This window comes from Nitrospira sp., assembly GCA_029194675.1.
Classification (GTDB): Bacteria; Nitrospirota; Nitrospiria; order Nitrospirales; family Nitrospiraceae; genus Nitrospira_D.
This window is the reverse complement of the sequence record JARFXP010000002.1, coordinates 783477-807937: the sequence shown is the minus strand read 5'-3', so window position 1 is coordinate 807937 and position 24461 is coordinate 783477. Positions and strand designations below refer to the sequence as shown.

Annotated in this window: 20 protein-coding genes; 14 read left to right on the top strand and 6 right to left on the bottom strand. The window is 57.6% G+C overall.

Annotated elements, in window-relative coordinates; translation table 11 throughout:
- Nucleotides 1-40 precede the first annotated feature (40 nt).
- The 3 genes from tkt (at nt 41) to glgP (ending at nt 6102) form a co-directional block, all read left to right on the top strand.
- Nucleotides 41-2134 carry a transketolase gene (gene tkt, locus P0120_12765; protein MDF0675191.1) on the top strand — a complete coding sequence of 698 codons (2094 nt, stop codon included), beginning with the start codon at nt 41-43 and terminating at the stop codon, nt 2132-2134.
- A gap of 58 nt (nt 2135-2192) precedes the next feature.
- Nucleotides 2193-3416: a decarboxylating 6-phosphogluconate dehydrogenase gene (gene gnd / locus P0120_12760; GenBank protein ID MDF0675190.1), complete on the top strand. Its 1224-nt coding sequence runs from the start codon at nt 2193-2195 to the stop codon at nt 3414-3416.
- A gap of 163 nt (nt 3417-3579) precedes the next feature.
- Nucleotides 3580-6102, top strand: coding sequence for an alpha-glucan family phosphorylase (gene glgP, locus P0120_12755; protein ID MDF0675189.1), 2523 nt, complete (start codon nt 3580-3582; stop codon nt 6100-6102).
- 73 nt (nt 6103-6175) lie between these two features.
- Here glgP and P0120_12750 read toward each other — a convergent pair whose 3' ends face one another.
- On the bottom strand, nt 6176-6799 hold the full coding sequence (locus P0120_12750) for a response regulator transcription factor (GenBank protein MDF0675188.1): 624 nt from the start codon (nt 6797-6799) through the stop codon (nt 6176-6178).
- 1079 nt (nt 6800-7878) lie between these two features.
- On the opposite strand from P0120_12750, the gene P0120_12745 reads away from it, so the two are divergent.
- The 7 genes from P0120_12745 to P0120_12715 all read left to right on the top strand — a co-directional run bounded on the left by P0120_12745 (nt 7879) and on the right by P0120_12715 (nt 14590).
- Nucleotides 7879-8532: a universal stress protein gene (locus tag P0120_12745; protein MDF0675187.1), complete on the top strand. Its 654-nt coding sequence runs from the start codon at nt 7879-7881 to the stop codon at nt 8530-8532.
- A 23-nt stretch (nt 8533-8555) separates the two neighbouring features.
- Nucleotides 8556-9488: an NAD(P)-dependent oxidoreductase gene (locus P0120_12740; protein ID MDF0675186.1), complete on the top strand. Its 933-nt coding sequence runs from the start codon at nt 8556-8558 to the stop codon at nt 9486-9488.
- Between the two features lie 211 nt (nt 9489-9699).
- Nucleotides 9700-11706, top strand: a complete 2007-nt coding sequence (locus tag P0120_12735) for a glycoside hydrolase family 15 protein (GenBank protein MDF0675185.1) — start codon at nt 9700-9702, stop codon at nt 11704-11706.
- Between the two features lie 319 nt (nt 11707-12025).
- A complete protein-coding gene (locus tag P0120_12730) occupies nt 12026-12673 on the top strand; it encodes an XRE family transcriptional regulator (GenBank protein ID MDF0675184.1) in 648 nt (215 codons plus the stop codon).
- A gap of 410 nt (nt 12674-13083) precedes the next feature.
- Nucleotides 13084-13797 carry a CBS domain-containing protein gene (locus tag P0120_12725; protein ID MDF0675183.1) on the top strand — a complete coding sequence of 238 codons (714 nt, stop codon included), beginning with the start codon at nt 13084-13086 and terminating at the stop codon, nt 13795-13797.
- Nucleotides 13798-13831: 34 nt separating this feature from the next.
- A complete protein-coding gene (locus tag P0120_12720; GenBank protein ID MDF0675182.1) occupies nt 13832-14128 on the top strand; it encodes a hypothetical protein in 297 nt (98 codons plus the stop codon).
- Between the two features lie 117 nt (nt 14129-14245).
- Nucleotides 14246-14590 (top strand): DUF2442 domain-containing protein, encoded by a 345-nt coding sequence (locus tag P0120_12715; protein MDF0675181.1) that lies wholly within the window; start codon nt 14246-14248, stop codon nt 14588-14590.
- A gap of 227 nt (nt 14591-14817) precedes the next feature.
- On the opposite strand, the gene nadS is transcribed toward P0120_12715, so the two are convergent.
- A complete protein-coding gene (gene nadS, locus P0120_12710; GenBank protein ID MDF0675180.1) occupies nt 14818-15129 on the bottom strand; it encodes a NadS family protein in 312 nt (103 codons plus the stop codon).
- The gene (locus tag P0120_12705; protein ID MDF0675179.1) at nt 15126-15443 is read right to left on the bottom strand and encodes a type II toxin-antitoxin system RelE/ParE family toxin; all 318 of its coding nucleotides are present in this window, start codon (nt 15441-15443) and stop codon (nt 15126-15128) included. The genes nadS and P0120_12705 overlap by 4 nt, the downstream gene beginning before the upstream one ends.
- Nucleotides 15444-15669: 226 nt before the next feature.
- Here P0120_12705 and P0120_12700 point away from each other — a divergent pair, with 226 nt between their 5' ends.
- Together P0120_12700 and fdhD are read left to right on the top strand one after the other, a co-directional pair.
- Nucleotides 15670-17910 (top strand): FdhF/YdeP family oxidoreductase, encoded by a 2241-nt coding sequence (locus P0120_12700; protein MDF0675178.1) that lies wholly within the window; start codon nt 15670-15672, stop codon nt 17908-17910.
- Between the two features lie 4 nt (nt 17911-17914).
- Nucleotides 17915-18802, top strand: coding sequence for a formate dehydrogenase accessory sulfurtransferase FdhD (gene fdhD / locus P0120_12695; GenBank protein MDF0675177.1), 888 nt, complete (start codon nt 17915-17917; stop codon nt 18800-18802).
- A gap of 360 nt (nt 18803-19162) precedes the next feature.
- Here the strand turns inward: fdhD and P0120_12690 are convergent, their stop codons facing one another.
- The 3 genes from P0120_12690 to P0120_12680 form a co-directional block, all read right to left on the bottom strand.
- Nucleotides 19163-19558: a copper resistance protein CopC gene (locus P0120_12690; GenBank protein ID MDF0675176.1), complete on the bottom strand. Its 396-nt coding sequence runs from the start codon at nt 19556-19558 to the stop codon at nt 19163-19165.
- Between the two features lie 16 nt (nt 19559-19574).
- A complete protein-coding gene (locus tag P0120_12685; GenBank protein MDF0675175.1) occupies nt 19575-20558 on the bottom strand; it encodes a hypothetical protein in 984 nt (327 codons plus the stop codon).
- Between the two features lie 137 nt (nt 20559-20695).
- On the bottom strand, nt 20696-21001 hold the full coding sequence (locus tag P0120_12680; protein MDF0675174.1) for a hypothetical protein: 306 nt from the start codon (nt 20999-21001) through the stop codon (nt 20696-20698).
- Nucleotides 21002-21643: 642 nt separating this feature from the next.
- Between P0120_12680 and P0120_12675 the strand changes: the two genes are divergently transcribed.
- Together P0120_12675 and P0120_12670 are read left to right on the top strand one after the other, a co-directional pair.
- The gene (locus P0120_12675; GenBank protein MDF0675173.1) at nt 21644-22639 is read left to right on the top strand and encodes a hypothetical protein; all 996 of its coding nucleotides are present in this window, start codon (nt 21644-21646) and stop codon (nt 22637-22639) included.
- 5 nt (nt 22640-22644) lie between these two features.
- Nucleotides 22645-24210: a radical SAM protein gene (locus P0120_12670; GenBank protein ID MDF0675172.1), complete on the top strand. Its 1566-nt coding sequence runs from the start codon at nt 22645-22647 to the stop codon at nt 24208-24210.
- Nucleotides 24211-24461 lie beyond the last annotated feature (251 nt).

The following is a 24461-nucleotide window of genomic DNA, read 5'->3' as shown; positions in this document are numbered from 1 at the left end:
ACGTCGACGCTACGCCGCCAATTAAACGAGAGAGGGCAACATGACTCAGGACCACAAGCGACTTGACATGCTCTGTATCAACACGATTCGCACGCTCTCAATGGACGCGGTGCAGGCCGCCGCTTCGGGCCATCCCGGGACGCCAATGGCGCTGGCACCGGTGGCCTATTGTTTGTGGCAACGGTTTCTGCGGTTCGATCCTAAAGACCCGATCTGGCCGAATCGCGATCGCTTCGTGCTATCGAACGGCCATGCCTCTATGCTGCTCTATTCGCTGCTGCATCTCTGCGGCGTCAAGGCGGTCAACCCTCAGTACGAGGCGCTGGGGGAACTCTCGGTCACACTCGACGACATCAAGCGCTTTCGCCAGCTCGACAGCAAGTGTCCGGGCCATCCGGAGTACCGGTGGACCTCCGGCATTGAGACCACGACGGGCCCGCTGGGCCAGGGAGTCGCGACCAGCGTCAGCATGGCCATCGCGGGCAAGTGGATGGCGGAGTATTTCAATCGCCCGGATTTCAGGATGTTTGAGTACGACGTGTACGGCTTGTGCGGCGACGGGTGTCTGATGGAAGGGGTGTCGGGAGAAGCCGCGTCGCTGGCCGGCCATCTCAAACTCTCCAATCTCTGCTGGATCTACGATAACAACAAGATCACGATCGAAGGGCACACCGACTTAGTCTTCAGCGAAGACGTGGCCACGCGTTTCATCGGCTACGGTTGGAACGTCACGCGCGTCGGCGACGCGAATGATCTGACGATGCTTGACCGTGCGTTCAATACGTTCAGGCGCACCACCGACCGGCCCACCCTGCTCATCGTGGATAGTCACATCGCCTACGGCTCGCCCAACAAGCAGGACACCCACGCGGCGCACGGCGAGCCCCTCGGCGAGGAGGAGATCCGGCTGACCAAGCGCAACTACGGCTGGCCGGAGGAAGCCAAGTTCCTGGTCCCGGACGGAGTCCGCGAACATTTCCAAACCGTGATGGGCAAGCGCGGGCATCAGGCGCGCGAGACTTTGATGGCGACATTCGCCGATTACAAACAGCGCTTTCCGGACCTCGCCGACCAACTGGATCGAATGCAACACCGCCGCCTGCCGGACGGATGGGAGAAAGACCTGCCGACTTTTCCAGCCGACGTCAAAGGGCTCGCCTCGCGGGATTCATCAAGCAAGGTGTTGAACGCCATTGCCAAGCATGTGCCCTGGTTGATCGGCGGCTCCGCTGATCTGGCGCCCTCGACGAAGACCAGGCTCACGCTCGACAAAGCGGGAGATTTCGAAGCAAGTTCATATGGAGGCCGGAACTTCCACTTCGGCATTCGTGAGCATGCGATGGGCGCCGTGCTGAACGGGCTCTCGCTGTCAAAAGTCCGGCCATGCGGGTCCAGCTTCCTGATTTTCAGCGATTACGCCAGGTCGGCGATCCGGCTGTCTGCGCTCATGGAGCTTCCGGTCATCTACATCTTCACCCATGATTCGATTGGCCTGGGCGAAGACGGCCCGACCCATCAACCGGTCGAACAGCTAGCGTCGCTCCGAGCCGTCCCAAATCTTCTCGTGCTCCGGCCGGCGGACGCCAACGAAGTGGTCGAGGCCTGGCGCATCCTCATGCAGTTGAGGCACGAACCGGCGTTGTTGGTCCTGTCGCGACAGGCGCTGCCGACGCTGGATCGCACGCAAGTTGCCTCGGCCTCCGGTGTAGCCAAGGGAGCGTACGTACTCGTCGACGGCGGTGAGGGAATTCCGGACGTGTTGCTGCTGGCCAGCGGAAGCGCGGTCGCGCTCTGTGTCGCGGCCGCTGAGCAGTTGAGGGACGACGGCATCAAAGCTCGGGTGGTGAGCATGCCCTGCTGGGAACTGTTCGAACAGCAGAGCCAAGAATATCGCGACCTGGTGCTCCCTCCCGACGTGACCGCGCGTATCGCCGTGGAACAGGCCTCGACGTTCGGGTGGACACAATACACCGGGCGCGGCGGCGCCGTCATAGGTATGAAAACCTTCGGGGCCTCGGCGCCGCTGAAAGAGCTGCAGCGGAAATTCGGTTTTACGCCGGAGCAGATCGTGGCCGTCGCCAAGACACAGGTGGCGAGTGCGCGAGGCCTGGCAAGTAGTCTGAGGGAACACTGACTCAGGGAGCGGCGACCAAGAAGGACTTGGCTGCCGCAGTCGAGAGAAAGAGGTGTGTATGGAACTTGGACTGATCGGACTCGGCCGGATGGGTTCAAATATGACACGACGACTGATGCGAGCCGGCCATCGCTGCGTCGTATACGATATCCATCCGGAAGCCGTGCAAGCGCTCGTGAAGGAAGGTGCGCAGGGAGTCGACTCGCTCCAACAGTTCGTCCATCATCTGCCCAAGGCCCACATCATCTGGTTGATGGTGCCGGCCGGCATGGTGGATCGGACATTAAGCGATCTCATTCCGCACCTTGATCGCGACGATATCGTCATCGACGGAGGGAACTCCCACTATCATGATGACATTCGGCGCGCAACAGAACTGTCACCCAAAGGCATTCACTACGTGGATGTTGGGACGAGTGGAGGTGTCTGGGGACTCGACCGTGGCTTTTGTCTGATGATCGGTGGCGACAAGGACATCGTCGAGCGGCTCGCCCCTATCTTCGCCGCCTTGGCTCCCGGCATGAAAGCCGCTCCTCGCACAACGAGTCGCGAAAAGGCGGGCGGCACCGCCGAGCAGGGCTATCTGCATTGTGGGGCAAGCGGTGCCGGCCACTTCGTGAAGATGGTGCACAACGGGATCGAATACGGCCTTATGGCGGCCTATGCGGAGGGACTGAACATCCTGCGTCACGCCGATGTCGGAAACCGCCCGCCGCCTCCCGATGCTGAGACCGCTCCGCTGCGGCATCCCGATCACTACCGGTACACCTTCGATCTGGCCGACATTGCCGAGGTCTGGCGCAGAGGCAGCGTGATCGCGTCATGGCTCCTCGACCTCACTTCGAGTGTGCTCATCGAGAGTCCTGACCTCTCTCAATTCTCCGGTCGGGTGTCGGACTCCCGGGAGGGACGATGGACCATCAACGCCGCCCTCGACGAGGCGGTTCCCGCTCCTGTCCTGAGCGCGGCGCTCTACCAGTGGTTCAGCTCGCGCGGGAAGCGGAGTTCGCAGACAAAGTGCTGTCCGCCATGCGGCGTGAGTTCGGAGGACACGAGGGGAAAGGGGTTAGACCCCTATGAGCGTCTGCTCGGAGACGCCATGAGAGGCGACCCCATGCCCTTCGCTCGCAACGATGGAGTGGAAGCCGCCTGGCGCGCCTTGGACCCGATTCTCAAGACCACGACGCCACTGTACGAGTATGCCCCAAACACCTGGGGCCCGCGTGAAGCCGATGGGCTGATCGGAGGCGACGGCTGGCAGAACCCCCAGAGAACCATGTGAGAGATCATCTCGATTGAGGGTTGGGTCGGCCTCCGACCGGATGCCGGTGAGGTCAAGAGCCAACTCACGGAGGCTTGGCTGAGCCGCCGGCGTGACGAGTCGACAGTTGTCACATGAGGAGCAAGTCGGCGACAACCGCTCACGAAAGGATGGGGATCACACCATGACTAAGCACCCACTAGTGATGCTCCGCGCGCTTCCTGAGGAGTTGAAACCCCTCGCGGAACTGGCGCTCGATGTCAGATGGACGTGGGTCCATACCAGCGACAAGTTGTGGACTATGCTTGACCCCGATATCTGGGACCAGACGCGCAATCCTCGGTCGGTGCTCCAGTATGTTCCGCATGAGCGGTTAGAACAAGCCGCGCACGATTCGGTCTTCAGAGAGGAACTGCAACAGGTTGTCGCTGCGAGGCGCAGGTATCTAGCCGAGCGCGGGTGGTGTCGTGAGCGCTATCCTCCCCCGGCGCTCAAGACGATCGCCTATTTCAGCATGGAGTTCGGGCTTGGCGAGGCGCTTCCGCTCTATGCCGGTGGCTTGGGTATTCTGGCCGGGGATATGTTGAAGACAGCCAGCGATCTCGACGTACCGATGGTCGGGGTCGGCCTCCTCTATCAAGAGGGATATTTCCGCCAACTCCTGGCTGGTAACGGCTGGCAAATCGAGGCCTTTCCGTACAACGATCCGATCAGCCTTCCCATCCAGCCGGTCATGCTGGCCAAGGGAGAATGGCTTCGCGTCCCACTCGAGCTGCCGGGTCGCACCGTATTCCTTCGCGTCTGGTTCGTGCAGGTCGGGCGGACTACGTTATACCTGCTGGACAGCAACGATCAGCTCAACAGCGCATTCGACCGTGGTATTACGAGCAAACTCTACGACGCCCGACCGGAACTCCGTCTGATTCAGGAAATGGTGTTGGGCATTGGTGGCTGGCGTGTGCTCCTCGCGCTGGGCATTGAGGCGGAAATCTGTCATTTAAACGAAGGGCACGCGGCCTTTGCAGTGTTGGAACGGGCTCGGAGTTATATGCAGAAGACGGGGCAACCCTTCGCAGAAGCGTGGTGCGCGACGAGAGCCGGCACGATCTTCACCACGCATACCCCGGTGGCGGCGGGATTCGACGCCTTCCCGCCGAGCTTGATGCAGCGCTACTTTCGCGAGTACGCCGGTCAATTAAGCATGAGAATGGAAGAATTCCTTCGCCTGGGCCGTACTCATCCTCAGAGCACGGAAGAACCCTTCACGATGGCGGCGCTGGCGATGCGAGGAAGCCTCTTTGTGAACGGGGTCAGCAGACTGCACAGCGCGGTCAGCCGCCGGCTGTTTCAGCCGTTCTATCCGCGATGGCCGGAACAGGAAGTGCCTGTGACGTCTGTGACCAACGGAGTGCATGTGCCTTCGTGGGATTCGGAGTGGGCGGATAGGCTTTGGACGGAGACCTGCGGCAAAGAGCGGTGGCGAGGGCTCTTGAAGGAACTACCCAAGGCGATCCGCGACGTATCGGACGAAGACCTCTGGAAGTTGCGCGCACAAGGTCGGCAAGCCCTCGTAACCTATGCCCGGCAATGGCTGGTGCTTCAATATCAGTTGCTCAGTGCCGATCCCGAGGCAGTCTCGGCGATCCGGCAGGCGCTCGCCCCCCAGGCCTTGACGATCGGGTTCGCCCGGCGATTCACAGCCTATAAACGTCCCACATTGTTGCTCCATGATCCTGAACGGTTGGCCCGGCTCCTGAACCAACCCGAACGACCAGTCCAACTTGTGGTGGCGGGAAAGGCACATCCACAGGATAAAGAGGGCAAGCACCTCGTTCAACAGTTCGTGCGTTTCGCGCGTTCGCCGGCGGTTCGCCAGCGGGTCATTTTTATCGCGGATTACGACATGGTCTTGGCTCAGCATCTGGTGCAAGGCGTGGACTTGTGGATCAACACGCCGAGACGCCCATGGGAAGCGTGCGGGACAAGCGGAATGAAGGTCCTGGTCAACGGTGGGCTCAACCTTTCTGAACTGGACGGCTGGTGGGCCGAGGCCTACGGCCTGGAAGTGGGCTGGCCTTTGGGCGACGGTCGGGAGCACGACGATGCTGAGTGGGACGTCGTCGAGGCAGGGCAGCTGTATGATCTGTTGGAACGGCAGATTGTACCGGAGTTTTATACGCGGGATGCGCGTGGCATTTCAAACAAGTGGGTCGCTCGGATCAGAGAAAGTATGGCCCGGCTCGCTACCGCATTCAGCAGCAATCGTATGTTGCGCGAGTATGTAGAGACCCTCTACCTCCCTGCAACCCGGAACTATCGCAAGCGAATGGCGGAAGGCGGGAGCCTGGTGAAGCATCTTGTCGCCTGGCAAGCTGCGGTGGAGCAACACTGGCCAAGCATTCGTTTCGGAGAAGTGCGAATCACGCGCGAAGGTGAGTTGTGGCGCTTCTTGGTGCCGGTCCATTTAGGCCGGCTGGATCCTGCCGCTGTCCGGGTCGAACTCTATGCTGATCCGGAAGAGGGACAAGATCGCCTGTGCCGGCCGCTCGTCAGGGAGGAAACAGCATCGACCGCGCCGGGTTGGCATCGGTACCAGGGAATCGTTCAGTCCAAGCGGCCGTCGGCCCACTTTACTCCTCGCGTCGTGCCTGCCCACCAGGATGCGGCTGTTCCACTCGAAGCCCCCCACATCGCATGGGCCCGGTAGAGAGACCATCGTTGCGGAGGCTGATGAGAAACAATCCCACCTCGCGCACAGTCCCGGAAGCAGGCTGGTCGAATTACACAGCGAGTTTCTGTTCGAGCGCGTAACGCGTGAGTTCCATGTTGTTCCTCAGGTGGAGTTTCTCGAGAATCCGCGCCCGATAGGTGATGATGGTCGTCACGCTCAAAGACAGTTCGGCGGCGATCTCCGTGCACGTCTTGCCCGACGCAATCAGGCGCAAGACTTCCAGTTCACGGTTGCTGAGTTGGTCGCGATGCCTGGTCGGGAATCCGTAGGCGACGGCCAGTTGCTCGGCAATTCGTGGGGTGACGTAGTTGCCGCCGCCGAGCACTTTCTTGACGGCTTGCACCAATTCAGTGGGAATGGCCGTCTTGGTGAGGTATCCATTGGCGCCGGCCTTAAACATCCGTAGCGCGTACTGTTCCTCCGGATACATGCTCAACACAAGAACCGGAAGTTTGGGATATTCGCGTTTGACCTCACGAAGCGCGTCGACTGAGCTGCCACCCGGCATATTGACATCCAGGACGACGACATCCCAGGGTTGAGTCCTGATGAGTTGAAGCATTTCCGGGATGTCGGCGGCTTCTCCGATTGTGACAGACATGACGTTGCTCAAGATCTCTTTGACGCCTTCCCGGAGGACGGGGAAATCATCGGCGATCAGAATCTTAAACATGAGTCCACCATCGGTCTTGTGAGGCGCATGGCCGAGAGACAGTCGGCGCGAAGAGCCTGCCCTGTCGATGGATCACAGAGTCTCGGCCTCCACATCGCTTTGGGCATGAACGGTCGGCATTCGCACCGTAATGATCGTCCCGACCAGTCATAGCCCGGCAGCAATCCTAGGTCCTGTAGGAAATCCGGATCGCTCCCCTGAGCGTACAGAACAATGCCTTCTCGATCGACCAAATAAACCACATGTCCGAGCGATGCTGGGCGTGCCAAGAGACGGATGTCGACAGGGATGGTTCGGTTCTTATTCAATCGGCTTGTTCGATCTCGTTGTCGCAGACAGATATGGAAAATGGTCCGGTCTAGTCGAACTTTCAGGAGACAAGCCCAGGTAGTCACCCGATACGACGACGAGTTCTTTCAACCGCACCACCGATTTGGGGTTTTTGAATAACTCTGGCAACAGAATTCCCTCAGTATCGTATCCCTCCCAGTGGATTAGCCTAAAACTTCCAATCTGGTCAGCTAGGACAATCCCTAGCCGGCTATGGAAAAACTTGGTTTGTGTGTTTCGACAGGCCTGTCCTGAGTCAGTCGAAGGGCTCAGCACGAACGGAAAACCTCAGTAAATTCGATGACCGCTCCGTTCGTCCTGAGGCTCTCGAAGGATGAACGGAGGGTTTTTCCGCAGCCTGCTAGCGTAGGATCTGACCAGATCGGTCGATTCTTAAGCAGATCGAAGCAGATCAGGTGTGCCTCAGCAATTTCTGTCATGTAGGACACACCAAATACAAGTATTTATGACATGATCGTATCTATAAATCGCGATAGTGCTATGACGCGATAGCTTCTAAAATCCTTACACAAGGCACGTACAAGAGTACTTCTCAACTTCATCGAACTTCTACGAATAACGAGATGCCCCCTTCACCGGGAACTCCTGTTTCTGCTACGTTTGAGAAAGCATAAGGAGAGCAACGAACGTGTTGACGCATGCGAGCTGTCTTCCTGACCATGATCTGAAATTGTGAAGAAGGCTGTTCGTTTTGAGCTTGCAAACCTCATCCTCTTGGTGAGGTCGCGATGACGAGAGAAAATAGTCAATCTCCTGTTCGGAAAACGTTGACCATGAAGCGGGATGTGCTCGCCTCTCGTCCCGCCGCTCAGCCTGTATTGCCAAAGCGAGCCGACCGGAGCAAGTTGAGCAGCAAGGTCGGGCGGCGGTCCTCCATCAATCGGAGCAACCTTTCCATTCGGATTCTGGTTGCGGTTGACGGCTCCAAGGATTCAACCAGGGCGGTGAAATATGTGGGACGGCTACTGCACTCCACTCCCGGTGTGAACGTGACGCTCTTTCATGTTCTCAACCCACTGCCACCGGTTTTACGGGAGCATGGAGGATCCGAGGATCCTGTTCGTGAGGAACAGTTGGGCAAGCAACTCAGGAAAGATCGGAAGTCCTGGTATCGGAAGGAGCAGAAACTGGAATCCAAGATTTTGTCGAAGGCTCATCAGACGCTCGAGAGGACTGGATTCCCCGCCTCTGGGGTCCGCCTGAAGTTCGGCTACGAAGACGATGTCGTCGGAACTATTCTCGAAGAAGCTCGAAAGGGCCGGTTTCAGACCATCGTGGTCGGCCGGCATGGCGTGTCAGGCCTGAAAAAGCTCTTTTTCGGAGGTATCACACGGAAGCTGCTGCAGCAGGCGACCGGGTACGCGGTGTGGGTCGTTGAGTGATGAGCCTGGCGCGCGCATGATCGATGGAAAAGCAACGGATGACGGACCTCATCGGATTTATCGGTTTGGGAAATATGGGACGAGCGATGGCCGGCAGTCTCCTCAAAGCAGGCTACCGTCTCCGTGTCTACAATCGCACGCCGGACAAAGCCACGCCCTTGGTCGCGCAAGGGGCGAAGTTGATGCCTCATCCCTGTGACACAGCAGAAGCCGGCGGAATCGTACTGACGATGCTGGCCGACGATCAGGCGGTTGAGACGATTGTGCTCGGAGAGAGAGGCATTCTGGAGCGCTTAGGCCCCCGTGGCATCCACCTGTCCATGAGCACCATATCTCCCACGACTGCGCGCCGTCTCGCCGAACACCATAACAAGTATCAGGTGGCCTATCTTGCCGCGCCGGTCTTCGGAAGGCCAGAGGCGGCAGTCGCACAGAAACTCTGGATCTGCCTCTCGGGCCCACAAGCAGCCAAAGACCGGGTGCGACCAATCCTACATACGCTCGGACAAGGACTCTTCGACTTCGGTGAGGAACCAGGAGCGGCCAATGTCGTCAAGCTCGCCGGAAACTTTCTCCTGGCTTCTGCGATCGAAGCCTTGGCTGAAGCTCTGACCTTGGCGGAAAAAAACGGGGTTGACCGGACGAAGCTGGCCGCCATGCTGAGCCAGACGCTATTTGCCTGTCCCACCTATCAAATCTACGGAGACGCGATCGCGCAGGAGCACTACAGGCCGGCCGGCTTTACGGTCTCGCTGGGGCTCAAGGATATCAACCTGGTCCTGCAGACGGCAGCGGCCGCCACGGTGCCCATGCCTTTGGCGAGCCTGCTGCATGACCGCTTTCTGGCGATGATGGCTCAAGGGCGGGCGGACCTCGATTGGGCAGCCGTGGCGTTGGACGTTGCCGCCAACGCCGGGTTGTCGAGAGAGTCGATCACACCGCGGGAATCAGTGTGATATTCCTCAGCGCCGCACCTCTCTCTTCATCGGCGGTTCAATAGTTCAGAGAAGGAGGCAACCAGTATCCCACCGTCCCGGAATCATCTGACGTTTTTGATCGGCCTCATACGTCGGCCACTTGCACGCAACCGTGAAGAGATGCGTAAATAGGCCCCTACCCTATCGGCTCATTCCGATCGACAGGAATGCGTGGAGAAAGGGACGTCACGTGCCGCGTGATCTGCCTCTTGGCAATGGGTCACTGCTCCTCAACTTCGACGGTACCTATCAGCTTCGCGATCTCTATTGGCCGCATGTTGGTTTGGAGAATCATACCGACGGGCATGTTTGCCGTTTCGGCATCTGGGTCGATGGGCGGTTCGTGTGGCTGGACGATCCGCGCTGGAGTCGGCGGCTGCGGTATTCCCATGAAACGCTGGTGACACAGGTCGACCTCTCCCATCCGGATCTCCAACTCGATGTGAGTTGTCAGGACGCCGTCGACTTTCACGAGAATCTCTACCTTCGTCGTATCGAAGTCAGAAACGCGGCAGACCGTGACCGCGAGGTGCGGCTGTTTTTTCATCATGACTTTCATATCTCAGGACACGAGCTAGGCGACACGGCTTACTATGAACCGGAGCGCCGGGCGATCTACCATTACAAGGGCTCACGATGGTTCCTCATCAACGCGGCTGTGCCGGGCAAACGACCGGAGGATGTGCCGGATTCCGTCCAGGGTTGGCACATCGGCCTCCATCAATGGGCCTGCGGGCACAAGGAGGTCAACAATCTGAAGGGCACATGGAAGGACGCAGAAGATGGTCTGCTCTCCGGGAACCCGATCGCGCAAGGATCGGTCGATTCCACCATAGCAGTCCATCTCATTGTGCCGGCCCACGCCGCGAAAACCGCGTACTACTGGCTGGCGGTCGGCTCAAACTTTGACGAGGTGACACGACTCAACCGGTCTGTGCGTCACCGTGGTCCTTGGACGTTTATCGATCGAACCGCCTCGTACTGGCAGCTCTGGCTGGACGCACACCGGCCGGACTTCGCGGATCTGCCGGTTGAGATTTGTCGACTCTACTGCCTGAGTCTGCTCATCATACGCACGCAGATCGACAACGATGGCGCCATCGTTGCCGCCAATGACTCCGACATCGCCTCTGAAGTGCGCGATACCTATTCTTACATGTGGCCTCGCGACGGCGCGATGGTCGCGTATGCGCTGGACTTGGCAGGATTCCTGGAAGTCGCGCGTCCCTTCTATCTCTTCTGCGATCGGGTCCTGACCAAAGAGGGATATTTGCTCCACAAATACAATCCGGACGGCACGTTGGCCTCGAGCTGGCATCCATGGGTGCGCGACGGACGGAAGGAGTTGCCGATTCAGGAGGATGAGACCGCCCTCGTCCTCTGGGCCCTCTGGAACCGGTTCGAGACGTGGAAAAATGTCGAGTACATCAAGCCGCTGTACCGGTCGCTGATCGTCCGCGCCGCGGACTTCATGGCGAATTATCGCGATGCAGCCACGGGATTGCCGTTATCTTCCTACGACCTCTGGGAGGAACGGCGCGGCGTCTTGGGCTTTACCTGCGGAGCCGTGTGGGGCGGTCTCATCGCTGCTGCTCGGTTCGCAAACGCCTTCGGAGAAGAGGCGCTCGCCGGGCGTTACACCGGTGCGGCCGACCAAATCAAGGAAGGAGTGGAAAACATTCTCTATCGCCCGGAATTGAATCGTTTTGTCAGGATGGCGAATCGAGCCTCGGATGAAAACTGGACCATCGATGAAACTCTTGATTCATCGCTGTTCGGGCTGTGGTATTTCGGCATGTTTCCACCGGACGATCCGCGTATCGTGCAGACCATGAAGGCTGTGCAAGAACGCCTCCGGGTGAAGACCAACATCGGCGGCATGGCTCGGTACGAGGGCGATTACTATCACCGGCAGAGTCAGGATCTTGAGAACGTTCCTGGAAATTCCTGGTTCATCTGCACGCTCTGGCTGGCTCAGTGGCTCATTGCAACGGCAAACAGCAAGGAAGACCTGAAAAGAGCGCTGCCGCTATTCGAATGGTGCGCCCGTCATGCTCTGCCTTCGGGAGTGTTCTCGGAACAGATTCACCCCTACTCCGGTGTCCCTCTTTCGGTTTCCCCTTTGACCTGGAGTCATGCGGCGTTTGTCACGGCAGTTCAAGAATATGTGCAACGGTGGCAGAAGCTTTCGAGGTAACGGCTACGAATCCAAACAACATCCAAGCGGACGTGACGGCATTTTGATGTGATCGTGCACCCTGATCGTCCTCGCTGCGTGTCTGTCTCGCCTCTCCATCGTTGTCCTTTATAAAACGACAGGATCCTTGTCGTCCAATTCAACAAACGAACCGCCTTTTTCCTGATAGCGCGAGACTGTGAAATCTGTAAGACTTTGAGGGCAGCTCAGGATGTCGAATCGCAGGAGCTCGTGAAATGAAAAGGACTGACTGCGCGGATCTGTAGTTTGTTACTTCAGCTGCTGAATGTCGCCATCGAGTCAGGGAGGGACCTTTATCTTGAATCTCAAAGGCCTCATCCACAGGGAATTAGGCGAGGGTTTGACGGAAAAGGAATTAGCCTCGCTGGTCGGAGTCCCTTTCCGGACAATCGCCAATATTCTTGCCAACAAAACTCTGGACGATCCTGCGGTCTGGGAGAAATTTGCGAAGTATTTCCGGATGGACGCAGACTTCTTGCGCACCGGTGTGTCACCGAACGCACGAACGACGGTTGGATTGCCGGTCAAAACTCTTCACTCCGCAGCGGGTCACATCCAAAAGTTTCCCCTGCTGCGCTGGGATCAAATAGGCCAGGTCGTAACAATGAAAACCCTTCCTGAGTTCCTCCAAGCCGAGGCGATGATCGAGGCGACCGACGTGTCCGGGGCGTACACCTTCGCCGTGAAAGTCCAAGATGATTCGATGGAGCCTCTGTTCAGCAAAGAGGAAATGATTTTTGTCAATCCCGACCTCGAGTGGAAACCTAACGACTATGTGATCGCGCACCATCGGGATGGAGACTCGGAATCCATGCTGCTTCGTCAAGTGAAACGCATCGGCACCCACTGCATTCCCCATCCGCTGAACCGGAAGTATGACGACATTCCGGTGGCGAAGGAGGATGCACTGTGGGGAAAAGTCGTCCGGCTCAGAAAGAATCTCTGAATGTACGCGGATCTGTCAAAAGGGAGGGCACAAAGATGTGGACTCAACAGCACTCCGAGAAGAAACGTTTTCTAGCATGCAATGGATTGGCACGACTCGTCGTCCTGTCGGTGTAGGTGCGTACTATCGCCACGTCGATCCGAAGCACATCGGCGGACTGTTGTACATCAAGCGGTGAATCGCGGCAGCGCGCGACGGAGCGTCGATCCCCATGGATCGCTTCAACGTCGAATCTGAGCTTGCCTTGGTCCGTGGCACCAAGGCGGCTCAATCGTGGGCCTGAAATGACTACAGTGGAAGTCCGAGACGGAGGGCCTCAGAGGCGTCCGTGATGGGCCGGAACGACTGCATCGGTGCGACATCAACAAACCGATCAACGATGCCTTTCAACAATCACCAAGGAGGATCTCATGGCCATGGAAGGTGTGCCAGTAGGCGGGCTCAAGACCGTCGGTCAGATCGACGCCACCAATCCGTTGGTATTTCACACCGGACAGAACGGCATGGACATCGCGCTGGCGTTGTTGTCGACCCACACGGCCGGCGCGCCGGTAGTGGATGTCGATGGTACGTATCTCGGATTCATCAATGAATTGGATGCCATGAAAGCGCTCGATGCGGGCCATGATCTGAACCAGCTGTCGGCCGAACAGATCATGCGGAAGGACCGGCTGGCGATCACTCCGTCGACGACAATTCCCGGCGCAGCGAAAATGATGGAGAAACATCGAGTCGTGAGCCTCCCGGTCGAGCGCGACGGCGTGGTCGCGTACTCGGTCACCCGGCATGATCTCTTGCGGGCGCAATCGGTCTCGGCGTGGGCATGGGCATTGAGCCCTAACCGAGAATCCGAGCCGGCGCAATCCGAAACATTGAAATCAACCAGGAAGAATGTGAAGTTGAGGCCCATTCTCCCCTCGCAACGAATCTACCTAACGATCAATCAGGCGATGACAAGACGGGTGAGAGCTGATCGAGACTTGAGAGCGAAAGTCAATGACGGGGTTGCTGGGCTTTGCCTCCGGCTACCATGCCATGATGGACTACGAGACATTGTTGATGCTCGGCACCGACTTCCCTTACCAGCAATTTTATCCAGATCACGCCACCGTCGTGCAAATTGATCTCTGTGGCGAGCAGATCGGTCGGTGAACTAGGGTGGATCTGGGATTGATCGGCGATGTCAACGCTACGCTCGCCGCCTTATCGCCCAGGCTGAAACAGAAGAGCGATGATCGGCACCTGAAAAATGCGCTGCAACATTATCACACGACGCGCAAAGAGCTTGACGAGCTGGCATCGGGAGAGCCTGGGCGAAAGCCGATCCATCCTCAATACATCGCCAAGGTGCTCGATGAGCTTGCAGCCGCCGACGCCATTTTCTGCTGCGATGTGGGAACCCCCACCATCTGGGCGGCACGGTACCTCAGGATGAACGGCAAGCGGACAAGGTAGCCAAGTTTTGGCTTGTACCCGTCAGACTACAAGAAAGCGGTGGGTTTCCTCGTGCGGAATTAAATCGGATTCGGCAGCTCGTTCAGTTTACTCAGGACCGATTTCTGGAGATCTGGCATGACTACTTTGGCGATTGAGATGGCTGCGTCCACAGCAGAATCTGTCACCATCACGAACGACACGTTGACCGTCGAACTGAGCGATGGACGAAGCTTATCCGTTCCCCTCGATTGGTTCCCTCGCTTAGTCCATGCGACCCAAGCAGAACGAAAACGCTGGAGGTTGATCGGGCGAGGTCGCGGCATTCATTGGGACCTGCTCGACGAAGACATCGGAGTCGATGGGCTCTTGGCCGGCAAACCGTCGGGAGAAAGCCAGGCATCCTTTCAGAAGTGGCTCGCCACACGACAAGGCGCCAGATCCAGGCGAATGAGCTCCCGCTCCAGTGCTCGTCGGCGTTAGTGGCTATTCCATCTTATGATTCGCTCAACGGAATGCACAAGACAAGACTTGACCCCTACTTTGAACGTTTATCACGGGTTCTTATGCGGACCAGCATAACAGCCTTTTCAATAGAAGCTCGGGTCTGACCTTGAACTGTGCATGGCGCAGGGGTGCAGGTTCGGTCTCGCATCCATCACCGTCGCACCATCGGGCAGACGCCACCTTCACCGACTCTTCTCTCACCCTTACGCCGCTCCTTGGCGCGATTCTCGATGGAGCGCTTCGGCCACTGCACGTGGATTGCGCGCTGCCACACGCAGCAGGGCGAGGGCCGGGCCATCGGGAGTGCGGCGCCCCTGCTCCCAGTTGCGCAACGTTGCGACGCTGACACCGATCATGAGGGCAAACTGTGTCTGCGACGCGTTGAGTTTTTCACGGATGCTTTTCACATCCGCCGGTCGAAACATGGTGACGCGCGCCGGCTTAAGCCGGCCCCGTCGAATCCTCCCGGCTTGCTTGATACTTCTCAACAGCTCTTGAAACGCCGCGTGTTTCATTTGAATTCCTCCCTAACGAGCTTGGCCAAAATCTTTAGCTGTTGTGACGTGAGGTCTTCTTGCTCGTTCTTTGCGTAGAAATACAGCATGTAGAATGTCTGACTTTCTGGTTCCCAATAATAGATCAGGCGGACGCCCCCTCGTTTCCCTCGTCCTGGAACAGCCCAGCGCAACTTGCGCAGTCCTGCTCCGCCCTGAATAACGGGACCTTGCGTGGGACGGAGCAGCAGTGCCACCTGAAGCGCACGATAGGCTTCCTCATCCAAATGGCGATGCATAGAGGCCGTAAATACCGAGGTCTCAATGAATCGCATGAAAGATGCTACGCCATTGGCGCATGATGGTGCAACTGTTTATTCAGAATTTTGGCTCTGGAATCGCCATAGAAGCCCGGCATTGACACATGTGATAAAAGTAGGGCAGCCCTTGTATCGTGTATCGTTCATTTTCTGAGGACCGACGCTTCGAGACCAGCGGGGGAAGCCTTGTCTATTGAAGGAATGCTACAATACAGGTCCCCAAAGAAGGAAGCTGATCGTCATGGCAGACGAACGCGCATCAGGTAAGAGAACAGTTCAAAGAAACTGGGTCAGCCTGATCCCCTTCGGGCTCGATCAACAACATCCGAACAACTACAAGGACATTCTCGACGCAGCCTGGGAAAACCGCGACAACCTCGCCTATGCCTACCGCATCCTACGCGACGGCTGCTGTGACGGGTGCTCACTCGGCACCACGGGCATGCACGACTGGACCATGAAGGACCTGCACCTCTGCTGGGTTCGGCTGCAACTTCTCCGGCTCAACACGATGCCGGCCATGAACTGGCATTGCCTGGAGGACGTGGCTCCGCTGCGCGCCATGAAAGGCAAGGCATTACGGAAGCTCGGACGACTCTGCGTCCCGATGATCCGTCATCGGAGAGACAGAGGCTTTCGGCCGGTTTCTTGGGATGAGGCGCTTCGTCTGATCGCCGAACGACTGCATGTCACTGATCCTCACCGTCTCGGATGGTTCCTCACCGCCCGTGGCTTGACGAACGAGGCCTACTACGCCCATCAAAAAGTAGCCCGCTTCATCGGCACAAACCATATCGACACGAGTGCGCGCATCTGCCACGCGCCCAGTACGGCAGCGCTCAAGGAAACGATCGGCTGCTCAGCCACAACCTGTTCCTACCGGGATTGGATCGGGACCGATCTCCTGGTGTTTGTCGGCGCCAACCCGGCCAACAATCAGCCGGTGACATTGAAATACCTCTACCATGCGAAGAAAGCCGGCACGAAAATCGTGGTTGTGAATCCCTTCGTCGAGCCGGGAATGGAGCGTTATTGGATTCCCTCGGTCGCGGAGAGCGCCCTGTTCGGCACGAAACTGGCCGACGACTTTTTTCATATTCATGTCGGCGGAGATATTCCGTTCTTCTACGGCGTACTGAAACATCTGATTGAACAGAGCTGGTTGGATCACAATTTTATCGCAGCCCGCACTGTCGGCTGGGAAGACCTTCAATCAAAAGTGTGCGATCTGTCCTGGGAGAGCCTCGAACGGGGTGCGGGTGTGACTCGCAACGACATGTACCGCTTCGCGCAGACGTTCAGGAAGGCCCGTCATGCCATCATCGTGTGGAGTATGGGGGTCACGCAGCATCGGTACGGGACCGACAACGTCAAGGCAATCGTGAATCTGCAGCTTGCATGCGGGAACGTGGGGCGGCCACACACGGGCCTCATGCCGATCCGTGGACACAGCGGAGTCCAGGGCGGCGCTGAGATGGGCGCCATGCCGAACGCCTATTCAATGGATTATCCGGTCAGCGACCAGAACGCAGCTCTGTTTGCCATGCCAGAATTTTGGGGCTTCCAGCCTCCTTCATGGAAGGGTCTGGGAGCGTCACACATGATACTAGCGGCAGAACGTGGCGAGATCGACGTCCTTTGGCAGAGTGGCGGCAACTTTCTAGAGACGTTGCCCGAACCGGACCGGGTGCGCCGATCATTGGGCAACATCGGCCTTCGTGTGCACCAGGACATTGTGGTGAGTTCTACCATGCTGGAGGAGCCGGCAGACATTGCGGTACTACTCCCCTCGCGAACACGCTACGAACAACAGGGAGGTGGGACTGAGACAAGCACGGAGCGACGAATCATCTACAGTCCGGAGATACCAGGGCCTCGTCCCGGCGAGGCCAGGGACGAATGGGAAATTCCGGTCCTCGTTGCTCGGCGGTTCGATCCGGAGCGGGCCGCCAAGATCTTCCCCTGGCGCGACACCCATGACATCAGACACGAGATCGAACGAGTATGTCCGACGTACAGAGGGATCGCAGTGCTCTACAAAAAGGGAGACCAGGTCCAGTACGGCGGCCCCCATCTCATGACGGATCGGTTCGAAACCCCGGGCGGCAAAGGCCGGTTCACACCGATCGATCTGCCCGAGGAGACGATTCCCGAAGGGCGTTTTTTTCTCACCACCAGACGAGGCAAACAATTCAACAGCATGATCGGAGCCGAGATAGACCCGCTTCTCGGCGCTTCTCGCGATGCGATCTTCATGTCACGAGAGGATGCCCACCGCCTGAAGCTTACATCGAGCGACCCCGTCATCTTGCGCAATGAGCTCGGAGAATATCGTGGGCGCATCGTCCTTGAGCGCGTCAAACCTGGATCAGTACAGGTCTATTGGCCGGAGGCCAACAACGTCATTCCGGCCGGCCGTCTCGATCCCTGCGGCATACCGGACTACAACGCCACGGTTGAGATCGTTTCGGCAGGCAGCTAACCACATGTCTACGCGATCTTCGCGTACTCAGAAACCCACCGCTGATTCACGGAAAAAACCGCGAGTAGCGGCCACCATCCCCGTGCGCCCTCTGGAAGTCACGGGAGTGACCGAATGGCAGGAAGGCAAGGTTGCTCGATTCGAGGATTATCTCGTCGGAGAGGAACCGCTTGAGATTCGCATCGGCTCCAGCCCGATCAGCATCACCATGCGCACACCAGGACACGATCTTGAGTTAGCCTCTGGATTCCTGCTGACGGAAGGCGTGATCACGAACGCCGAGCAAATCGTCGCGCTCCGCCAAGTCACCACCGGCAACCATAAGCGCAATGTCGTCCGTGTGGATCTCGTTCGAGGTGTCCGGGCCAACCCAGCCACGCTGCAACGGAATTTTTTGACCTCGTCGAGCTGTGGTCTTTGTGGGAAAGCCTCCATCGACGCGGTGCGGGTGCGCGGCATCGTCCGGCCCAATCCGAATCTGCGTGTCTCCCCGGAGGTCTTGTGCGTTCTGCCTGAAACCCTGCGCTCATCCCAGGCGTTATTCGGCCGAACCGGCGGGCTTCACGCAGCGGGTCTATTTGATACGACAGGTAAATTGATTGCGGTGCGGGAAGATGTGGGACGCCATAACGCCGTGGACAAACTGATCGGTTGGGCTCTGCTGGAAAAACGCCTGCCGCTCGACGAATCAATTTTGCTCGTGAGCAGCAGGGGAAGTTTTGAAATCGTCCAGAAAACCCTGGTCGCCGGGCTCCCTGTCGTAGCCTGTGTCTCGGCCCCGTCCAGCCTGGCCGTCCAACTCGCCTGGGAATTCAATGTGACACTCATCGGCTTCCTCCGCGGCAAACGGTTCGTTGTATATACAGGTGAAGATCGTGTCCCAATGGCCTAAGAGTTGTTACGTCAACTGGCTGATCAACTCTTCATATCCGATACGGTCTAGGCACCGGATAAGCTCAAGTAAGGTTCACTCGTCCTTTCAACACACCACGCTCAGGGAATAATCTTCGATCGTTCAAGTGGCGATTAGCATGTGCAGCGCAACCCCAAAACAACACCAACCGTCGCTGTGCGTAGTGCGGTGGCAGGGCGGGCCGGAAAAATCGAGGCAGAGCGAGTGGGCCACAAGACATATGACTCACTCAACGGAATGCACAAAACAAGTCTTGACCCTCTCTTTAACTCGGCAGCCCCAAGGACTCTGGCAACGCAGTTCCATCGCAAGGCCCTCCCCGCCCTGCTCCTTGAGCCGCTATTCGGTCAAGGTCACGGGTTTTGCGCCAGCCCCCTCGGATTCCACGGAAAAAAAGTGATCGCCTGGGGTGGTATGCGTATGAACGTCGTCAGCCTCATAGTAAACATGATAGTCCCCGCCTGGGAGGGGCTGGGGGATCACAATCTCCAGTAAATATTTGTCATGGGGTGAGAGGCAGTTGGTGCTGCTGACAATTTCTTGCCCCGCAGCATTCTCAATTCGGATTCGGCCTCCGACCAACCCCTGATCAAACCAGACCCGTACAACCGACGGCGAGGCGGCGACTCGTTGGCCGACCCGGGGCTCCGCATGCTCCACAAAAGCATGGGCCTCTACAGAGTGAGGCGTCAACCAGATGAATAGAATTGCCAGCATGATGAGCGGTCGCAGCATTGTGCATCCTCCTTTTCTATTGACCAAATATGGGGTTCCCGTAGGTAGCCTTCGTCTTCGTGGTAAACAGTTCAGCAAATAATGGCGCGCCAAGGCTCGTGGGAAAGAGATCGTCCAGATAGGTGCCCCACATGACAGAGAGCCCCACGCTCTGGCCACTCAGCGCGTTGATTGGGATTGACGCCTCCACTCCGATTTGTCCCATTGCGTACCCCTTGCCCTCGAAGGGGTGGGGAACAAACCAGAAGAATCCCGGGTTGATGAAGCCGACCACTTCACAGCCGGCGCCCCCGGCTGCTCCGCCCTGGTTCAGACAATTGGTGAACACGCCTTCAACAATCGGCACCAGGCCCCTGACCAGGGTCCTCGAGAACCCCTGGAACCCCAAATCCTGCACAAAGTTGTTCAGGTACTGGAGGCTGTATTGCAGGGTGAAGCCGGTTTGCAAGGTTTGGACGGGGTTCTGCTGGAGCGGAAAGCTTGGGGCCACATACCCCGTGATGGCGAAGGGCTGAAGCCACTGAAGCGATCGGGGCAGATCGCCAAAGCCTTTGCCAAAAAACAATTGCGGCGTCAGCGTCGATTGCGTGGAGGCCCCGACCGCGTGACTGCCGATCCCGCCGATGTCCCAATCCAACCCCCACGAGATCATGGTTTCATGGCGCTCACTGACCAAAAACGTGCCTTTGGTGTGAGGGGCCCAGTTCTGAAAGCCACTCGTGGAGCCGGAACCAAAAGAGAGCTGGTCGAATTCCTGGCTGAACCCCACACTCCACCATGGTGTAATCCGCTTGGCCGCGTCGAGTTCGTAACTGGTCGTGAGCCCGTCAGACGTTTTGGCATGCCCGAAAAAAAGATTGAACTCATCAAGCGGTGCCGGGTCATCGAACAACATGGTCTGAGGAAACAAGCGTTTGCCCGCGAAGCCGTGTCCTCGTACGTCCACGGGCCAAGCCCAGGCACAGACGAGTATCAGCGCGATCGCCGCGTGACGGTACATCTCTTCCTCCGTGCATGTTCGTTTGGCTGGTCTCTGTCTGGCAGCTACAAGAGCAGTCCAGTGCGCTTGCACCACACAGCGCACCCGCGCCACCTGGCAGAGAGTCAACCAGCTTAGTCACACTGAAGCTTTCGCAATTAGGTGCGGGGTGAGGGAGGACCGCGGCTTGGAGAAATCGGGACGGTACGCTCAATGGGGCTCTGAGCAGTGTGAAGATCTGTCGGGATGAAGAGCTTCTGATGGGTCTGTAGACCAACAGCAGAGGCCTCGATCGCCTGCCCTGCGGCGCAGAGCCAGGAGCAGAGCAGGCTGGCATGCATGGCCGCCTGATGATGTGTATGGTGAACCGCATGCTCGGCACTCTGTGCAGCGACCACTCCACTTACGTACAGCAGGACGATCGAGAGGCCGATGGACAGTCTGCGCCGAAATACGGTGTTCATATCGACTCGGACCAAAAACAGAGCCAGATGAATGATGGTAAGTGGACATCTTTCCGATGTCAAGCCAGCGCAGTCGCCCCTTAAACAGAGATTGATGGCTGAGGGAGGACAGTAAAAGAACCTTGCCGGCCGCATGGAATGTCGTCTTCAAAATCTTGATTCCTGTCTCACTGGCTGAGGCGACCTGGCCGGAAGATAATCTCACTCGTCATCGCGTGGAGAAGTGAGGGTCGGACCTTGAACTGTGCATGACCAACGCGCAGAACAGGGCGTGCTCCTTGCTTTCCCTTGATCAACGTCCACGCTCGAATATCATCGCTCTCAGAAAATCGTAAAACGTGAACTGCTCTGTCGCATTCTGCAAGCCCTAGCCATTGAGACCTATTGACATAGATGCAAATTACTCCAACTCTGGTGAGCTCAAACATGAGATGCTAATTCATACCCTAAGTTTTGGAATACATGCTTTTGCGAATTTACCTCTCGCTGAAACCAAAACAAGGAGTGCTATTTACCGTTCTGAAGTCAGCCACTGAAACCCCTGGGCGTCTATTTTGGGTCAGGTGAAGGATAGGTCATCACGTTGCTGATGGTACGTGCCTGAAGCGTGCGCGTTCTACATCTGAAAAGGAGGGAAAGTGTATGGGGCATTTTACGACGAAGGGAAAGCTATTTCGTGAAGGGACTGATCTTGGTGCATTCGGGTCGCTCGATGTCACAGTTACGGCCGCCGGCGCCACAGTCGAACAGACAGCGCCTCCCTCCCTACCGGATACCGACGGAACGTTGCGGTCTTTTCTGTATTGGGATACCGGCCGACGCATTACCGGGAAACGGAAAGTCCGCTGGACCTTTAACCATCCTACAAACTGGTCGGAGTGGCCTGCTGCAGCCTATTACGGCATTCCACCCACTGGGCCGGGCGAGAAGGCTCGCGTGGTGGTGGATGCCCACTGGGTTGGGACCGGCCCCATCAACCCCACGCCCATCGATGGACCAGGCAGCACCTTCGTCAATGCTCCGGGAGGCACACCGGTCGCGTGGCCCGGTGATGGCGACGATCACATCGTCAGAACACAGTGGGGGGCGGCAACGATTCACGCGAAAGACCATCTGCAGCGCAACATGGGAGACCCGTTGCTGGATTTCTCCTCGTGGCAGCAGCTGGTGTACGGTGGGGATGCCGCCGGATACTTCGAGGAAAATGACGACGACATCACCTCCGGCGGAGGGGTGACGGGCATTGCCAACTCGACGTCCTCATTTTTCACGGTTGCGCAAAACAGCAGCAGTTTTCTGATGGCCGGATATGTCGTGCCGGTCAAGTCTGGAATCGATATCTTCAAAAAACTGATCGAAGTCATCCGGGCATATGATCTTGGCAAATTCATCGATAAAGGAGACCCGTCGCCCGAAGATATCATTAGGCTGAAGCTGATCAGCGAGTCGCTTGATGTGGTGCGTGGCGGAACGGTTACGGATTTCGATGCGTTCGAAGGTCTGCTCGGTGCGGCTAGGAAAATGAAGCCGGCCGAACTCAAGCGCACCATCGCAGGAACCAAAGCGACCTTGCTGCGCGGTCAGGCCGTATTGAAAACCTTGGAGGCACTGGCCAAAAAAGCCAAGCCTCGGACCTAAGCACGATGGGACGACATGTGTTGCTGGTCGGGTATGAAGACCAGGATAATCTTGGAATTCGGTACCTCTCCAGCCGCCTGCTGCAATATGGCCATCACACCCGGATCGTTGCATTCGGCAGCGATCCGGGACCTTTACTGCGCATCATTCAAATTGAACGACCGGATGTCGTAGGATTCTCCCTCATCTTTCAATACATGGTGCCGCAATTTGCAACGGTGATTCGCGCGTTGCGAGCCGCGGGCGTACAGTCACATTTCACCATCGGTGGACACTATGCCTCCTTCGAACCGGCCGAATTGCTCCGGCACATTCCGGAACTCGACTCCGTGGTTCGCTTCGAGGGCGAAGAGACGTTGCGCGAGATCGTTGAACAGGTCGAGCATCCTTCCCTGTGGCGGACGATTCCTGGTATTGCCTGGCTGGACCGCGGCACAGTCGTGCTCAATCCTCCTCGCCAGGGGCGCACCCACATCGATGACTTTCCTGAACCGGATCGTCGCGACATCGACTATCGACGGCAAGAGCTGCCTACGGCATCGGTGCTGGCGTCGCGCGGCTGCCCATGGAAATGCTCATTTTGTTCTATCATCACCTTCTATGAGGCGAATGGCACGGTCGGTCGTCGCCGCCGTAATCCCATTAAAGTCGTGGATGAAGTGGAACATTTGGTGCGAGAGCGTGGCGCCAGACTGATTCTGTTTCAAGACGATGACTTTCTCGCCGGTGGCACGGAGGCCAAAGCATGGGCCAAAGGTGTGGCCGGCGAAATCGTTCGTCGCGGGTTGGAGCAAGAGATGCGTTGGAAGATCGCCTGCCGATCGGACGAAATCCGCGCAGATCTGTTGGCGTCTCTTGTCGCCGCAGGATTATGCCACGTCTACATGGGAGTTGAAGGCGGAGATGAAGCGAGTCTTGCCTCGCTCAACAAGCATTTGAAACCGGATGTCCATCTTCGTGCCGGAGCGATTCTGCGCCAGCTGGACATAAGCTTCGACTTTGGATTCATGCTGCTGGAGCCCTGGTCCACCCTGCAAACGGCGCGCAACAACATGGACTTCCTTCGAACCTTCACCGAAGACGGCTGGGCCGTGGCAGGATTTTGCCGGACCTTGCCGTACGTGGGAACGCCTATCGAAAAGCGGTTGCGAGAAGAAGGCCGGCTCGACGGATCGTCGTTGGAGGCCGAATATCGGTTTCTCGATCCACGCGTCGACCTGCTGTGGGATTTTTGCTTGATGGCATTCGAAGGACGGAATTTCGGAAAGCATGCGACATGGAACGTCCTGCGAGGATTGTTGTTCGATACCCATCTCGATATGCCGGGACGCCGCCGTGACCTCGATCGCGATGCAGCTGCCCGCACATTGGTCCAGTCATCCAACGGAGTGATGTTAGATGTCTTGGCGAGCGCGCTCGATCTGATCGAATCTGAAGAGGCAACATCGCTGGAGTATCCGGAATTAGTGAATTTAGCGCGATTTGCACGGGCCGAAGATCAAACCATTCGCCGACAACTCACAGCCATGGCGCGAGCCACCGAATCCGCCTGCGAGATGCTCTTCCGCTGAATAGCGAAGACCTCCTCACTCTGTACCGAGACCATACAATACAATCCATGAGTTTCGCTGAAGTCTTGGCCTTCTCCAGGACTGCGCATGGGATATGCACTTTGGCAACGCGCAAGCGACAACCAGAGAACTGCCGAAGATGTTCTTCATTCGGCCCAAACCAAGATCAGTCGCAGAAAGTCGCCAGGATCCTTTCTATCGTGACAAGGGACGATCAATCCGACTGCTCCTGAGCCACGCCTTCAACAAAC

Coding starts and splice junctions, on each gene's coding strand:
- tkt (MDF0675191.1), top strand. CDS start 41: ATGACTCAGGACCACAAGCGACTTGACATGCTCTGTATCAACACGATT.
- gnd (MDF0675190.1), top strand. CDS start 2,193: ATGGAACTTGGACTGATCGGACTCGGCCGGATGGGTTCAAATATGACA.
- glgP (MDF0675189.1), top strand. CDS start 3,580: ATGACTAAGCACCCACTAGTGATGCTCCGCGCGCTTCCTGAGGAGTTG.
- P0120_12750 (MDF0675188.1), bottom strand. CDS start 6,799: ATGTTTAAGATTCTGATCGCCGATGATTTCCCCGTCCTCCGGGAAGGC.
- P0120_12745 (MDF0675187.1), top strand. CDS start 7,879: ATGACGAGAGAAAATAGTCAATCTCCTGTTCGGAAAACGTTGACCATG.
- P0120_12740 (MDF0675186.1), top strand. CDS start 8,556: ATGGAAAAGCAACGGATGACGGACCTCATCGGATTTATCGGTTTGGGA.
- P0120_12725 (MDF0675183.1), top strand. CDS start 13,084: ATGGCCATGGAAGGTGTGCCAGTAGGCGGGCTCAAGACCGTCGGTCAG.
- P0120_12715 (MDF0675181.1), top strand. CDS start 14,246: ATGACTACTTTGGCGATTGAGATGGCTGCGTCCACAGCAGAATCTGTC.
- nadS (MDF0675180.1), bottom strand. CDS start 15,129: ATGAAACACGCGGCGTTTCAAGAGCTGTTGAGAAGTATCAAGCAAGCC.
- P0120_12705 (MDF0675179.1), bottom strand. CDS start 15,443: ATGCGATTCATTGAGACCTCGGTATTTACGGCCTCTATGCATCGCCAT.
- P0120_12700 (MDF0675178.1), top strand. CDS start 15,670: ATGGCAGACGAACGCGCATCAGGTAAGAGAACAGTTCAAAGAAACTGG.
- fdhD (MDF0675177.1), top strand. CDS start 17,915: ATGTCTACGCGATCTTCGCGTACTCAGAAACCCACCGCTGATTCACGG.
- P0120_12690 (MDF0675176.1), bottom strand. CDS start 19,558: ATGCTGCGACCGCTCATCATGCTGGCAATTCTATTCATCTGGTTGACG.
- P0120_12685 (MDF0675175.1), bottom strand. CDS start 20,558: ATGTACCGTCACGCGGCGATCGCGCTGATACTCGTCTGTGCCTGGGCT.
- P0120_12680 (MDF0675174.1), bottom strand. CDS start 21,001: ATGAACACCGTATTTCGGCGCAGACTGTCCATCGGCCTCTCGATCGTC.
- P0120_12675 (MDF0675173.1), top strand. CDS start 21,644: ATGGGGCATTTTACGACGAAGGGAAAGCTATTTCGTGAAGGGACTGAT.
- P0120_12670 (MDF0675172.1), top strand. CDS start 22,645: ATGGGACGACATGTGTTGCTGGTCGGGTATGAAGACCAGGATAATCTT.